The sequence below is a fragment of the Humidesulfovibrio idahonensis genome (assembly GCF_054657715.1).
Genome location: NZ_BAAHYE010000002.1, coordinates 916,235 through 931,163, shown reverse-complemented (window position 1 = coordinate 931,163; position 14,929 = coordinate 916,235). Strand labels below are relative to the sequence as shown.

Here is a 14,929-nt window from a genome sequence, read left to right as displayed (position 1 = left end):
TACGGTGGCCCTTACTGCCGAAAATATTATTGAATCAAGATACGCCCCTTTGTAAAGTCTTCATTTGCAATTCTAAAAATATCTTGTAATCCTTTTTGTTAGATAAAGTCATGACAATCTCTAATACTCAGTTGAAAGGCTCGACATCGCTACCAAAGCTGGTAGTTCGCAAAGCGTGGACGACGACTGGCGCAAATTCGTAGCTGGAGGCCGACATGAAGATCCTCGCGTTCGTACTTTTGGCCATTTCCCTTCTGCCCACCAAAGTCTGGGCTGTGGAAAGAGATTCCATTCACATGGTTGTGCAGCAGAACGGCCAAGCCCTGGTGAACGAAGTGCGCGCCCTGACCCTGCCGAGCGGCGCGGGAACCGTTGCGCTGCCGAATCTTCCCAGCAGCCTGCTCGCCAACACCCTGCAGGTGCGTGCCGTCTCGCCCGGCGCCCTCGCCATTCAAGGCATCTCCCTGACCGACGGGATTCTGAACTCCGGCAGCCTGCTGAATGCCTACCTTGGCAAGCAGGTCACCATCATCGTTCCGGACGGCAAAACCCGAGACGGCAGAATGCAAAAAACGGCCACGGTGCTCAGCGCGCAGGAGCCCGCCCTGTTTCTCGTCGATGGGCAGGTTTATGCCGGCCCGGTCGATGCCGTCCTTTATCCTGCCGTCCCCGCGGCGCTGACCGCGCACCCTCAGGTGACGCTGGAGTTCCTGAACTCCGGCCCGGCCCGGCAAAAGGTCGATCTCTCGTACATGGCCCGCGAAGTGGGCTGGAGCATGGACTATGTGCTGAGCATCAACAAGAATGCAACAAGCGGCCTGCTCTCCGGCTGGGTCACCCTCACCAACAAATCCGGCAAGGACTACGACAATGCCGCTGTGGCCCTCTTGGCCGGCGATCCCAACAGCGGCGTCACCACGCAGAGAGACACCATGTTTTTGGCCAGCCCGGTCATGGCCAGGGCCGCCTTCAAGGCCGGCAATGAAATTGAAGAATCAACCATGGGCGATGCCTTGTTCGAGTACCACATCTACCACCTGAAGCGTCCCGTGAGCCTGGCCGACAACCAGTCGCGCCGGGTGGAGCTTTTCAAGTCCGCCACAGTGCCGCTGACCCGCAAACTGCTCGGCACGGCGCAGGCCCTGCCCTACAGCCAGCCCACCGAGCCCATCAAACAGACCCTGGAGGTCACGCTCTCTTTTCGGAACACGGAGGCCTCGGGTTTAGGCCTGGCCCTGCCCAAGGGCACTGTGCGCGCCGTGCAGGAGGACAACGGCGCCCGCTATGCCCTGGGCACCGAATCGTGGAGCCACATCCCCGTGGGCGCGCCTGTGAGCGTGCGCCTGGGCAAAGTGTTCGACGTCAACGTGGAACGCGTGATGACCGAGTATGAAAAGACAGGAAAGAACAGCTACCGCGTCACCTGGGAGCTGCACATCACCAATGCGAAGAAGGAGGCCCAGCGCGTCACGCTGCAGGAGCAGATTCCCGGCAAGTGGAAGGTGGAGAGCGCCTCGCAGAAGTGGACAAAGGTCTCAGCCGGGGCGCTGGAATTCGAGGTCAACGTGCCCCCGACCGGAGACGGAGAACCCTTTGTGCTCAAGTACACCTTCAGCACGGAGCGCTAGCTCCCTTGCATCTTCGATTCGCTTGGCGTAGCCCACTGGCCACGCTCTAAAGTGGAGGTTTTGTGGGTTCGCTTGCAGGGATATTGTGCGCCGTCGCTTCGGCCGTGTGCTTCGGAATGCTGGCCGTGCTGGGCAAGCTGGCCTATGCCAAGGGTTTCGCCACGGGCGAGATCCTGCAATACCGCTTCGGCTTCGGCGCGGTGCTGCTGCTGCTCTACTTCGCCATCATGGACAGGCAGGTGCTGCGCGCCAAGCCCAAGACCCTTCTCAAGGCCGGGTTCCTGGGCATCGTGCTCTACCCCGTGCAGAGCATGTCCTTCATGGCCTCGCTCAAGTACATCCCGGCGGCCACGACCTCACTCATCCTCTACTTCTACCCCGTGGCGGTGACGCTGCTCTCGGCCCTGTTCTTCAAAACCCGGCTGGACCGCATCGTGGCCCTGTCGCTGTCGCTTTTGGTGGCGGGCTGCGGGCTGGTCTTCTATGACGCCTTCCTGCGCAGCATAAGCCAAACCGGCTTGGCCTTGGCCACGGGCTCCATGCTCATCTTCTCGTTCTATCTCATCTGCCTGGAGGTGCTGCTGCGCGGAGAAAACCCGCGCACCATCTCCTTTTATTGCGTCCTTGCCGCAGCCCTCGTCTATACGGTCATGAGCCCGCCCACAGGTTTTCTACAGTTGGACACCTCGGCCAAGCTGCTCACCCTGGCCCTGGGGATCATTCCCACCGCGCTGGCCGTGACCCTGCTCTACCGCTCGGTCGAGCTCATCGGCAGCGCGCGCGCCTCCATCTGCTCCACCCTCGAGCCCATCACCACGGTGCTGGCCTCCGCCCTGCTCCTGGGCGAAGACGTCGTGGCCATTCAGGTGGGGGGCATGGCGCTTATTCTCGCAGGCATACTGCTGCCGAACATGCACGTGCTGCGCGCCCGCCGCACTTGACGATTTCCAGAAGAACAGCCATAGCGTATGTGACTAGCGAAGGCATGCAACGGTCGGCGCGGTTTTGTCGCCGGGCCAAACGCAAGGAGGGGAATGATGGACGCGAACCGCCGCCGCCGCAGCAGGGTCGACATGCACCTCGCCGCCAGCTTCACCCCCGGCGGCGCACCGGCGGTGCAGCTGCTCATCTGCAACATCAGCCTCAAGGGGCTTCTTGCCGTGCCCGAGGCCAACGTCAAAACCGGCGCAACAGGCGTTGTGCGCATCACGCTCTCGCAAGACGCGGTCATCGAGATCGAGTGCAAGGTCATCCGCAGCGACAGCACAGGCGTCGCCATAGACTTCCTGCCCATGGACGAGCAGAGCTTCTACCACCTGCGCAACCTGGTGCGCTACAACGCGCCCGATGCCGACCAGATCGACGCGGAGCTGAAGCACCCGGCCTTCGATTAGCGCCCCGCCGCGCCGCAGCGGCTACTTCTTCGGCGCCACCAGCCCCAGCAAGTCCTCAAACTCCCCAATGGGCAGCGCTCCGCGCACCAGCACCCCGTTCACCACAAAGGTCGGCGTGCCCTCGACACCGAAGCGCTTGGCCTCGGCCACGTCGGCCTCGATGCGCGCGCGCACGGCCGGGCTTTCCATGTCCTTCTTGAGCCGCGCCTGGTCGATCTTGGCGCCCGCGGCGGCGCTGGCCAAAAGCGCGGCCACGCCCTTGCCGGAGCCATCGGCCAGGGCCTGCTGATTGGCGAAGGCCAGCTCGCCGAACTTCCACGCCACAGCCTGGTCCTGCATGGCCAGGGCCTCGAACATCACCGCCGGTTCAAGGGAACCCGGGCGCGCCGGGAAATGCTTGTAAAACAGCCGGATCTGGCCGGGGTGGCGACGCAGAAGCTCCTGCATGGTGCCGGCCCCCTGGGCGCAATAGCCGCAGAGAAAGTCGGAATACTCGACAATGGTGACCGGGGCGTTCGCCGCGCCAAGAAACGGCCGGCCTGCCGCAAGCTCGGGCTTCAAGGGATTGGCCAAGCCTTGCACAAGGCTGTCCTTGCGCTCCTGAGCCTCGCGCTCCTGCACCGCGGCATCCAGCACATCGACGAGCTGCGACTTGTCGCGCTTCAGGGCGTCGAACACCAGTTGCGGATTGTCGCGCAGCACTTGCGCCACCTGGTCGCGGGTCACGGCTGGCGCGCAGGCGCTGAGAAGAAGAAGCGTCACAAGGCACAGGGCGATCTTGCGCATGGGGTCTCCTTGGTGAAAAAAAGCGGCGGCCCGAAATCCGAGCCGCCGCGTTGGGTCAAAACACAAGGGCGCGTCGCCCTCTTACCACTTCATGCTCCGCTTCACGGCCAAAGCCTCGGCCTGCTCCTCGTAGGTGGCGAAACCAGCGTGGTGCATGGCGTCTTCCACCGTGAAGGTCCAATCCCAGCTGGAGTAGATCACCGGCTTGTGGAAGATGGCGCGGAAACGCTCCATTTCCTGACGGTAGAAGGCTTCCTTGGGGTTCTCGATGTTCTCGCGCAGCTGCTCGCTGAAGCGGTCCAGCTCGCCCTCGTACCACTCCATCAAGTCCTCGGCCGTCTTGTAGCGCTTGAGGATATGGCCGTAGCCGTTCTCCTCCAGCAGGATCTCCAGACGGCTGAAGTGCTGCTCGCGCAGCCACTCGCCCAGCTGCGACACCGGGATGTTCAGCGCCTCGACCTCGGCCACCTGGATCTTGGTCTTGCGGTAGGTGTCGGGGACCACGGAGGCGGAGTCGATGCCGGCGATGGCCACAAGGCCGCGCAGAATCTCGCTGTTGGACACGCCCTGGCCGCAGAAGCCCACCTTCTTGCAGTACTTCTGCCCGGCGAAGATGCTGACCAGGATGGCCCAGATGACGGCGGGGTCTTCTTCGTCATAGATGTGCTGCAGGCGCGAGTTGTCGCGGTCCGTGGCCAGCACCATCTGGGTCATGTCGTTGGAGCCGATTGAGAAGCCGTCGACTTCCTTGATGAATTCCTTGCACAGAATGGCATTGCTCGGAATCTCGGACATGAGGATGACCTTCATGCCGTCCTTGCCGGACTCGATGTTGTGCACCTGCTTCAGGTAGCGCTTCATGCTGCGCGCTTCTTCCAGGGTGCGCACAAAGGGCAGCATGATATGCAGGTTCTTGCCGCCAAAGATGCCGCGGGCGAGCTTGAAGGCTTCCAGCTCCCAGTCGTGGATGTTGCGGGAAACGCCGCGGTAGCCCAGCATCGGGTTGTCTTCGTGGCTCTCGAACAGCAAACCGCCGAGCAGGTTGCGGTACTCGTTCGACTTGAAGTCCGTGGTGCGGTAGACGATGTTCTTGCCGTAGAAGGCCATGGCGAACAAGGCCAAGCCCTGGGCCAGGGTCTGGATGTAATGCTCCTTGCCGGTGCGGAAGCCGCGCGACTCGAGCAGCTTGCGGATGCGCTCGGGCAGGGTGCGCACCTCGTCCATCTCGCTCTTGAGGCCCATCTTGAGGGCCACTTCCTCGCGCAGGGCGGCGATGCGCGACAGCACGTCCACCACTTCGGGGTCGTCCTTCACGCGGGCGGCGATCTTGTCGATCTCGCGCTCGTGGTCCTGCTTCAGCTTCTGGGCCTCGGCGTAGTTCTCGCACGTGCCGTCGAGGACATCGGTGAAGCCCATGATGACCGCGATGTGCTTCTTGAGGGAGACCGAGGTCTTGAGGGACTCCAGGCGCTCCGTGGCGAAGCCGATGTGCTCGTCGAGCTTCTTGTCCAGTTCGCGCAGGCGGCGGTGGATGGCCAGCACCTCGTCCGTGCCCTTGGTGCCCTCGCGCTCGGACAGGGAGGCCAGCTCCTTGCCCAGACCGGTGATGATGCCCACGTATTCGCGCAGCTTGAGGCGCAGGTTGATAAGCCCGGTGGCCAGCTGCTCCTTCATGACCTTGGACAGGCGGCTGTCCAGCTCGCGCAGTTTGGCATCGACCAGCGCGCCCAGCACGCCGCGGTCAAAGGCCTCCAGGGCCAGCGGATGCACGCTGATGTTGCCGAGCATGAACTCGGCGCGCAAAAGGCCCACTTCAAAGTCGGGCACACGGCGCAGGCGGGAAAGGAACAGCGACTGCCCGATGTCGGCCAGGATGAGGCCGACCTTGAGCTTGGTGGCCGGAAGCGCCGCCACGTCGATCTCGCCGCCCACGTCCACCAGGGGCAGCTTGCCCCGGTACACGCGCCCGCGCGAGCCGTCCACGGTGATTTCCTGGCCGTCGAGGGAACGGATGATCTCCAGGTGCTGCAGGCCGATGACGGCCGGGATGCCCAGCTCGCGGGAGGTGATGGCCGCGTGGCTGGTGTCGCCGCCCACATCGGCCAGAATGGCGCTGGCGATGCGCATGCCCGGCACCATGTCCGGGTCGGTGCGCTCTGCCGCGAGAATGTCGCCCTTGTTGACCTTGTTCAGCTCAAGGGCGGAGCGCAGGTACTTGACCGTGCCCTGGCCGGCCCCGCGGGAGGCGCCATTGCCCTCCATGATGAGCTCTGCGTCGTTGAGGGCCTTGGGGTCGACCTCTTTGCGGCGCATGAAGATGGTGTTCGGGTGCTTGTCGAAGTCCTCGTTCCAGCGGGTCTCGGGCCGGGCCTGCACAAACCACAGACGGTCGGCGGAGTCGATGCAGAACTCCGTGTCCATGATCATGCCGCCGTAGGCCTTGGAGATGTTGCGCACGCCGCGCGCCACTTCCTCGGCCTGGGCCAGGGAGAGCGCCCAGCGGAAAACCTCGTTCTCGTCCACGGTGACGTCTTTGGTGCCGCCGAGCTCTTCGTCGTAAACGATCTTCTTATCTTTGTTGCCCATGAAGCGCACAACGACTTCGGAGCCGTCGTCGCGCTGGAACACATAGAACTTGTCCGGGGTGACCATGCCGCCCACGACGGCTTCGCCCAGGCCGTAGCTGGCGTCGATGGACACCAGGTCGTTGCGGTCGGTGCCGCGGCAGCCGGTGCTCGTGTCGGCGCTGAAGGCCGTGCCGGAGATGAGCGGGTTGATCATGCGCATGATGCACACCGAGAGCGAGGTGTTCTCGATGGCCCATTCCTTCTTGGCGTTCTCGGCGATGGCGTCGTCGCCGGTCTCCTCGGCCTTGCTCACGGCGTCGAGGATGGCCTCGCGGCGGTAGGTCATGCTGCGCAGGTTGTAGGCGCTGGCGCAGTCCCAGTGGTAGGCCTCCACGCAGCGGTCTTCGCCCACGATGTTCAGGTAGGTGTCCTGCAGGCCGGCAAAGGCCTTTTTGCGGCTGTCCTCGCCCGCGGCGGAGGAACGCACGGCCACGGGCTCGTTTTCAAGCCCGGCCTCGCCGCAGATGCCGAGATAGGCGCTGCGCACGGCGTCGGCCACTTCCTGGGGAGGAATGACGGACAAAATGGCCGCCTGCACCAGCACGGAGCGCTTGCGCAGCTGGTCGATGCCCTCGGGGCTGGTGGCGAAGCCCTCGACGACGTTGTTCACGAAAGTTCTGAGCTTGATATTGGTGCCGGAGTTCTTTGCGGACTCGGCGGTGATGCGCTTGGCGATGCGGCGGGTGAATTTGCGCAGGAACTCGGGGTCCCGGTTGATCTCGTCGTCGTTCCAGTCCGTGGAGGTGTATTCCTTGTCCACGATGGAGCGCACGAGAGCGGCGTTGACCTTGGTTTCGTCGAGCAGTTTATGGAAAGCGATGGAGGAGATGGCTCTGAATTGCGGGGCGCGGATGCCGGGCACCTGGCTGATGATGGCGGTATTGTAGTTCTTGCCGCCCACGAGCAGCTCGGCGTCGGGGCCGATGGCCACGATGTCCGCACCGTTCAGAACGATCTTCTTGGTCAGCTCGGCCACGTTGGCGGCCTTGGGTTTCGCCTCCGCGGCAGCGCCGGCCGCTTTGGAGGTCTGTTCCTTCTGGACTTTGGCCATGCTCTCCTCCTGGGCGCCGCTGCTTGCGGCCGGCCCTTTGCGTCGATTGAGGGACCTTCAGGATATGACACGAGCGCGCCCGGCTCACCCATGGCTTATCCATGCCTGCTGGAGCGGAACGCGCCGATTAACAGCCGTCTTTATGAAGATACCCCGTTTGCCGCCATTTCGTCAATTGCACATACAACAATACCGCAATAAAACAGCAAAGCGGCCAGGAGCGGGCCTTTTCATCACCACAGGCCATGCCGTGCGCTGAAGACGAATGCCCAACATTCTCCTGGCCGCCGATAAAACCAAGGCGGCGTGCAGTTATTTGTATCTACAACAATACAACCACCGCAGCATGAACCTAAGCTAAATCTTCTGTCCGCACACCGGGCAGAAGCGGAAGTCCTCGCTTGCCAGGGCGGCCTTGCAGGTGGGGCAACCCTTCTGCGCGGGGCCAAGCTCCACAAGCAATTCGCCTTCCTTCACGGGAACCATGATCTTGTCTTCCTGGTAGTTGGCGCTCTTCAGCACGCGCTTCACCACGCCCGCTTCCTGGGCGTAAACGCTCTTTTCCTGCTTCATGATGGAGATGTTGCAGATCTCCTCGCCCTTTTTCACCATGTCGCCCGCGCGCACGTGCATGACCCAGAGGTCGCCGTTGGAGGGCGATGCGATATGATACGGATTCTTCGCGTCGGCCATTTCCAGGGCGTCGCGGTCGGCACCGGCGGCATCGCGCACCTTGACCTTGTGGGTCATGGTCTCGGAGTCCACCGAGTAGCGCACGGAGATGCAGCCCTGGTCGTCCACGTCGCTGATGTCGGTGATGCGCATGACGTGCGGCTTGCCGCAGCGGCTTTCAAACAGCAGGGTCTCGCCCTTCTCCAAGCCCTCGAACCAGACGTCGAGCGGCAGGTTGTTGGCGTCGCCGTACGTTTCGCAGAACTCGATGGTCTTCAGCGCGTCGCCCGGGTGGTTCAGGTAGAGCACGAACTCCTCGTCCGTGGCCTTGCGGCCCAAACGGGCGTCGAGGATGGAGGCTTCGGCCTTGAGGTCCATGTCCGGCAAGGTCTCCAGGGGCGAAACCTCGGTGCGGCTCTGGATGGCGACCTTCCAGTCCGACCCGAAGGCGCTCTGGTAGACCCAGTCCGGCGGGAAGCCCAGCGGCAGGCGGCCGTATTTACCGAGCAGCAGGTTGCGGAAGGCGTCGTTGCTGTCGCGGTAGAGGTCGAGCCGGGCGTCGCGCTCAAGCTCGGTCAGCTCTCCCTCGGGCGCCAGGTTCACGATGTCGAGCACGTTCAGCATGCGGCGCACCTCGCGCTCGCCGCCGCGCTTGTACGCGCCGGTGACGGCCAGGAACGAGGTGTTCCAGGTGATCTGCGAGCCCGGCGTCACGTCGTGGTAGCGCACTATCTTGCGGGTGCCGGACAGGAACTTGAGCATGTAGGGCAGCAGGTGGATGTAGCCCTGCTTCATGGCCCCTTCCTGCGAGGACGAGGTGGCGCCGCCGGGCATGCCGTGGCGCACCACGTCGTGGTCGATGCCCTGGAAGTAGGGCGAGCAGTATTTGTCGTAGTAGGGCATGATCTGCTTCAGCGTGAAGTTGGTGCTGCGGATCATTTCCTTGTCGAGCAGGGTCTTGAGGCCCATTTCGTCTTCAATGTAGGCCGCTGTGGCCAGCACGTCGCCCTGGCCGTACCAGCGCACGCTGGAGCCGATGGCGACATCGACGATATGCGCGCCGGCCTTGGCCGCCTCGCCCATGGTGGGCACGAACAGGCCGTCGGTGTAGTGCCGGTGGCTGTGGATGACCAGATCCGGATACTTTTTGACCAGGGCGCTGATGAGCTCGCGCATGAACCGGGGCGGGCACACGCCGCCCATGTCCTTCAGCCCCAGGATGATGGAGCGGGAGGCGGCCTTCTTGCTCACGCCCATGACATCGGCGCACATGTCGATGATGCTCTCGGTGACGCCCAGGTAGTGCGGCACGTCGAAGCCCTTGGCCCAGGACATGGAGAGCGCGGGCTCGAAGATGTGCTTGTCCGAGTGCAGCACCACTTCGGCGAAGGGGCGCATGTTCTCGGTGTGGTTCAGGAAGTCGAAGCAGCGGATGACTTCGTAGTGCTCGCAGATCATCTCGCCCGTGAGGCGCATGAGGTTCTTGGGCTGCGGCTTGTATCCCAGCACGTTGGTGGAGCGGATGAGGATCTGCTTGAGCGTGTTGGGCGCAAACAGGTTCCATTCCTTCGCTTCGGTGAAGGGGTAGGTCATGTTGGCCAGCATGGCCACGTGGAAGTGCGCGCCGCCGCCGTTCTCCAGCGAGAAGAAGCCGCACTTGTCCAGCCAAGGGCCGACGATGCGGTCCTCGGCCAGGCGGAAACGGTTGCCGCTGTTGGACTGCGTGATGTCGCGCGTGGTGGTGTCGCTGAAGTGCACGATGCCGCTGGCGCGGTCCGTGCGCAGGGCGTCCAGGATGGCGTCGCGCTTCATGGAGCGGTTGAAGCGCGGTTCAAAGCCGGCGTCCGTGGCGTCCGGAGCCTTCACCAACTGGAAGCGGCCCAGGCGCTTGTCGGCCCGGCCACGGTACTCGCCCAGCGAGACGAAGGGATTGTAGCCACGCGCGCTGATCTCGGCCACAAGGCGCGCCAGCCGGACAGGTTCCGGCTCCTGGTCCGTGTAGGCCATGAGCTCGTCTTTGTGCAGGCGCACAAAGTTGGTGTCGTAGTCGCTGGCGACGAAGTCGGGGTGCTTCATCACCTCGCGGTGGAAGTTGATGGTCGTCTTGAGCCCGCTGATCTTATACTCGCGCAGGGCCCGGCGCATGAGCATGACCGTCTTGTCCCACGAGTTGCCGTAGGTGATAAGAAGCGCGGCCGCGGAGTCGTAGCGCGAGGGGAAGCGGTAGCCCGCGCAGATGCAGGAGTCGATGCGCACGCCCTGGCCGCCGGGAGAGACGTAGCTGGTGATGAGCCCGGCGTTGGGCGAGAAGTCGTCCTGCGGGTCCTCGCAGTTCACGCGCACCTGCATGGCATGCAGGTAGGGCTTGGTGTTCTGCTCGTTCAGGCGCAGCTTGGAGCCGAAGGAGATGGCGATCTGCTCCTCGACAAGGTCGATGCCGTAGCGGCATTCGGTGATGCCGTGCTCCACCTGCAAACGGGTGTTCACCTCGATGAGGTACGGACGGCCGTCCTTGTCCACCAAGAACTCGACAGTGGCCAGCGAGTGGTAGCCCACGGCCTTGATGAGCTTCTCGGCGTAGCCCTTGAGCTCTTTGCGCAGCTCCGGGGTGAACTTGGGCCAGGGCGAGGGAGTGATCTCCACAAGCTTCTGGTGGTTGCGCTGCACGGTGCAGTCGCGCTCGTCGAACACGAACACGTTGCCGTACATGTCGGCCACGGTCTGGAATTCGATGTGGCGCACGCTGGTGAGCAGCTTTTCCACGTACAGGCGCGGGTTGCCGAAGCTGGCCTTGGCCAGGGCCGAGGCCTTGGAGAAGGCGCTTTCGAGCTGGGCGTCCTCGTAGACTTCATAAATGCCGCGGCCACCGCCGCCGCCCTCGGCCTTGAGCATGATGGGGAAGCCGATCTCCTTGGCGATCTTGCGCGCCTCGGGGATGCTGACGGCCTCCGGGGAGCCGGGCACCACGGGCACGCCTATCTCCTCGGCCAGCTTGCGCACGGCCACCTTGTTGCCCAAAAGGCGCATGGGGCCCTGGTTGGGGCCGATGAAAATTATGCCGGCTTCTTCGCACTTGCGCGGGAAGGAGTCGTCCTCGGAGCCGAAGCCCCAGCCCGGATGGATGGCGACGATGCCGCGATCCTTGGCCATCTTGATGATGCGGTCCAGTTCGAGATAGGCGCGCGGGTCTTCACCCAGCAGAAGCAGCTCGTGGGCGCCGGTAGTGGCGGGCGAGGTCTTGTCCACGTCAGTGGCGGTCATTACCGCCACGGCCTGAAACATTTCAGTGATGGAGCGACAGATGCGCCTGGCCGGAATGCCACGGTTGGCAACCAGAATCGGCTTGCCCTTAACTTCCTGCAGAACCTGCTCGAACGACTTCGGTCTCATGGCCAAATCGGTCCCCCTTGTGCGGTTGCGATACTTTCGCCGTCCGGACCAGCCCCGCTCACACCGGGATCACGTCGCCCGCCAGGAGGACGACCTCCCGGCCGGCGTGGTCCAGAACTAGCCCCCCTTCTTCCGATATGCCTCTGACGATCGCCTCGTACTGGACGCCTGCGCCTTCCTGTACAAGGACACGCCTCCCCTTCCAGGCCAGCCTGGAACGGAAAATCGTCAAGAATTCATCGGGAGAAAAGGTCTCAAGGAGCGTGGCATAACTCCTTTCCAACCGGTTTACAAGGGCGCGCCACAGGCCGAGCGGGCCAAGTGCGCAGTTAGACGGGCGAAATTTGCCGGCGGCAACTTTGTGGTCAGGGCGCAATTCTTCCGGACCGGGCGCGGAGGCCAGGTTGAGGCCAATTCCCGCAAGAACGCAGCCGACGCGCTCCTCCACCAGAATCCCCGCCACTTTCCGGTCATTACACAGAAGATCGTTCGGCCACTTCACGTGCACGGCCTCGCCAAGCCCGCTGAGCGCCTCTGCAAAGAGGTAGCCCATGACCAAAGGCCGCAGATCGTTCCAGCGTCCGTCTTCCAGGGGGCACGCCAGCGTGGCCAGAACGTTGCCCGGATGCGAGGCCCAGGCCCGGCGCAGCTGCCCGCGCCCGGAGTGTTGCGCGGGGGTGAGCACGCTGCCCCAGGGGCCCAGCGCGCTGCGCTCCACCAGCCACCGCGCCACGTCCATGGTGGAGGCGCAAGGGCCGCACAGCACCAGCGCCGGCGCCGCAGCCTCAGGCCCGTTTCCGGTCGGGCGCCACACGGGGCCGAGTTCGGCCAACGTGCCGCCACATGCATCGTCCAGGCTCCAGGGGCCAAGGGCCTCCACATCCGCCGCCCACAAAGGATGCGCGCCACGCAATTCCTCGGGCGAAAGCGGCTCGGCCAAGTCCGGCAGTCCGGCGGCGGGTATCATTATATTATACGGCATGCTCATCCTCGATGCGAAAGCGGCTTTTCATCAGGCGCGGGTCCTGCTAAGCAGAGTCATGCGCATTCTACTCGTTGGCGGAGCCGTGCGAAACATCCTGCTGGGGCTGCCCGTGCGGGACAGGGATTACCTTGTGCTGGACGCCGCTGTCGAGGATTTCCTGCTCGCGCACCCCACGGCCAAGGCCGTGGGCAAGACCTTCCCCGTGTTCATACTGGACCACCAGGAATACAGCTTCCCCAGGGCCGCCACCCTTGAGGGCGACTTGACCCTCCGCGACTTCACCATCAACGCCCTGGCCCTGGACACGGACGGCAAACTCTTTTGCCACCCGCAGGCCCTGGATGATCTGCAAAGCAAGGTGTTGCGCCCGGCCTCGCCCGCGTCGCTGCCGGAGGACCCCTTGCGCGTGCTGCGCGCGGCCCGTTTTTTGGCCGAGCTGCCCGGCTTCGCCCCCCATGAAGACCTCTTCGCGGACATGCGCGCCGTGTGCGCTTCCGGCAAGCTCGTCACGCCCTATGCGGAGCGCGTGGGCCAGGAAGTGCAGAAGGCCATGAGCGCGCCCCGCCCCGGCGAATTTCTGCGCGTGCTGGACCAGGCCGGCTGCCTGCTGCCCTGGCTGGCGGAGCTGGACGGAGCCTCCGGCATTGCCGCTGGCCCGCCCAAATACCATGACGCGAGCGTGTTGGAGCACACGGCGCGGGTCATGGACCGCCTGGCGGGCGATCCCATGAGCGTATGGATGGGCCTGTGCCACGACCTGGGCAAGGTTCTGACACCGGCTGAAATTCTACCCCGGCACATCGGCCACGACCTGCGGGGCGAAGCCGCGGCCCAAGCGCTGGGCACCCGCCTGCGCCTGCCCATGCGCCTCATCCACGCCGGGGCCGACGCCGCACGCTGGCACATGGTGGCCGGCAATTACCCGGAACTCAAGGCCTCCACCCGTGTGGACCTGCTGACACGGCTCAAAAGCCGGGGCGTCCTGCGCGAGATGTTCCGCCTGGTCCAGGCGGACAAGAACCGCGATCACGGCGAACTTATGCGCGCGGACCTGGCCGCCATCCTTGCGGTGACGCTGCCGCCGGAGGCCCAAAATCTGGGCGAGAAGTCCGGCGAAGCATTGCGCGCCTTGAGAATCCAAGCACTCCACAAGGCAGGGCACGTGTGACGCATCCGCCCGCGTTGCCGTCTTGGTAACACGATTACCAGATTGATGTCATTTTTTTGTTGACGCGCATCAGAATCGTGTGCATAAAATCCAGCAACGCAACCGCACCCCCTGGAGGTCCCCCAATGCACATGGCAGATGCCCTTATCTCCCCCGCCGTCGGCGGTGTCATGTGGACCGCGACAGCGGCCCTGCTCGCCTATTCGTCCAACAAGCTCAAAAACTCACAGGACGACAGCCGCATACCGCTCATGGGCGTGCTCGGCGCCTTTATTTTCGCCGCGCAGATGATCAACTTCAGCATTCCCGGCACCGGCTCAAGCGGGCACCTGGGCGGCGGGCTCATCCTGTCCGCGCTGCTTGGGCCCCACGCCGCCTTCCTCACCCTGGCCTCGGTGCTGGCCGTGCAGGGCTTCTTCTTCGCCGATGGCGGCCTGCTGGCCATGGGCTGCAACATCATCAACATGGGCTTCTTCACCTGCTATGTGGCCTACCCGCTGATCTACAAGCCCCTGACCGGGGTGAACCCCAGCCGCGGCAAGCTCATGCTCGCCGCCATCATCGCGGCCACCATCGGCCTGCAGATGGGCGCCTTCGGCGTCGTGCTCGAAACAGTCTCCTCCGGCATCAGCGACCTGCCCTTCGGCTCCTTCGTGCTGCTCATGCAGCCCATCCACCTGGGCATCGGCCTGGTCGAAGGCATCGCCACGGCGCTGCTGCTGGCCTTTTTGCACAAGGCGCGGCCCGAGCTTTTCGGCGCCGCCAAACCGGAACAGCCCCGCCCGCTGCGCCCGCTGGTGGTGGGACTCGCCCTGGCGGCCCTTCTTGTGGGCGGCGGGCTGAGCTGGTTCGCCTCCCAGGATCCCGACGGTCTCGAATGGTCCACGGCCAAGGTCTCCGGCAAGGAGGAACTTGCCGCGCCCGAGACCGGAATCCACGGCACCCTGGACGCCTTGCAGAAAAGCGTCGCCTTTCTGCCCGACTATACTTTCAAGGCCGCTGAGGAACCCAAGGCCGACGAGGGCAAGAAGGCTCCGGAACCCTGGCCCAACGTGGAGGCGGGCAGAAGCCTGTCCGGCGTGCTTGGCGGATTCATGACCCTTTGCCTGGCCGGGCTCATCGGACTGGCCGTGCGCCGGTTCCACGCCAAGGCATAGGCAACGCGTTTGACGCAACAGACGAAGCGTGGGCAGGGGACAACCCTGCCCCTTTCGTTTACAAGGCCCGC

General features: G+C 63.9%; 9 protein-coding genes. 5 read left to right on the top strand and 4 right to left on the bottom strand.

The annotated features are described in order from the left end of the window. The first annotated feature begins 215 nt into the window (after positions 1–215). From ACYQ4W_RS04625 to ACYQ4W_RS04615, 3 genes are all read left to right on the top strand, one after another. Entirely contained in the window at positions 216–1,628 is a 1,413-nt protein-coding gene (locus ACYQ4W_RS04625) for a DUF4139 domain-containing protein (RefSeq protein ID WP_459853395.1), read from the top strand. A gap of 62 nt (positions 1,629–1,690) precedes the next feature. Continuing rightward, a complete protein-coding gene (locus tag ACYQ4W_RS04620) occupies positions 1,691–2,569 on the top strand; it encodes a DMT family transporter (RefSeq protein ID WP_459853393.1) in 879 nt (292 codons plus the stop codon). Between the two features lie 93 nt (positions 2,570–2,662). Then, positions 2,663–3,022 carry a PilZ domain-containing protein gene (locus ACYQ4W_RS04615; protein ID WP_459853391.1) on the top strand — a complete coding sequence of 120 codons (360 nt, stop codon included), beginning with the start codon at positions 2,663–2,665 and terminating at the stop codon, positions 3,020–3,022. Positions 3,023–3,043: 21 nt separating this feature from the next. On the opposite strand, the gene ACYQ4W_RS04610 is transcribed toward ACYQ4W_RS04615, so the two are convergent. The 4 genes from ACYQ4W_RS04610 to ACYQ4W_RS04595 form a co-directional block, all read right to left on the bottom strand. Continuing rightward, on the bottom strand, positions 3,044–3,808 hold the full coding sequence (locus ACYQ4W_RS04610; RefSeq protein WP_459853388.1) for a DsbA family protein: 765 nt from the start codon (positions 3,806–3,808) through the stop codon (positions 3,044–3,046). A gap of 81 nt (positions 3,809–3,889) precedes the next feature. Further along, complete coding sequence (locus tag ACYQ4W_RS04605; protein WP_459853386.1) at positions 3,890–7,486, bottom strand: PEP/pyruvate-binding domain-containing protein; 3,597 nt, start codon at positions 7,484–7,486, stop codon at positions 3,890–3,892. A gap of 357 nt (positions 7,487–7,843) precedes the next feature. Beyond that, positions 7,844–11,548, bottom strand: a complete 3,705-nt coding sequence (locus ACYQ4W_RS04600; RefSeq protein WP_459853383.1) for a pyruvate carboxylase — start codon at positions 11,546–11,548, stop codon at positions 7,844–7,846. 58 nt (positions 11,549–11,606) lie between these two features. Continuing rightward, on the bottom strand, positions 11,607–12,488 hold the full coding sequence (locus tag ACYQ4W_RS04595) for a biotin--[acetyl-CoA-carboxylase] ligase (protein WP_459853380.1): 882 nt from the start codon (positions 12,486–12,488) through the stop codon (positions 11,607–11,609). Positions 12,489–12,588: 100 nt separating this feature from the next. Here ACYQ4W_RS04595 and ACYQ4W_RS04590 point away from each other — a divergent pair, with 100 nt between their 5' ends. Next, positions 12,589–13,701 carry a tRNA nucleotidyltransferase gene (locus ACYQ4W_RS04590; protein WP_459853377.1) on the top strand — a complete coding sequence of 371 codons (1,113 nt, stop codon included), beginning with the start codon at positions 12,589–12,591 and terminating at the stop codon, positions 13,699–13,701. 125 nt (positions 13,702–13,826) lie between these two features. Further along, positions 13,827–14,858, top strand: a complete 1,032-nt coding sequence (locus ACYQ4W_RS04585) for an energy-coupling factor ABC transporter permease (protein ID WP_459853375.1) — start codon at positions 13,827–13,829, stop codon at positions 14,856–14,858. The last annotated feature ends 71 nt before the right edge of the window (positions 14,859–14,929 follow it).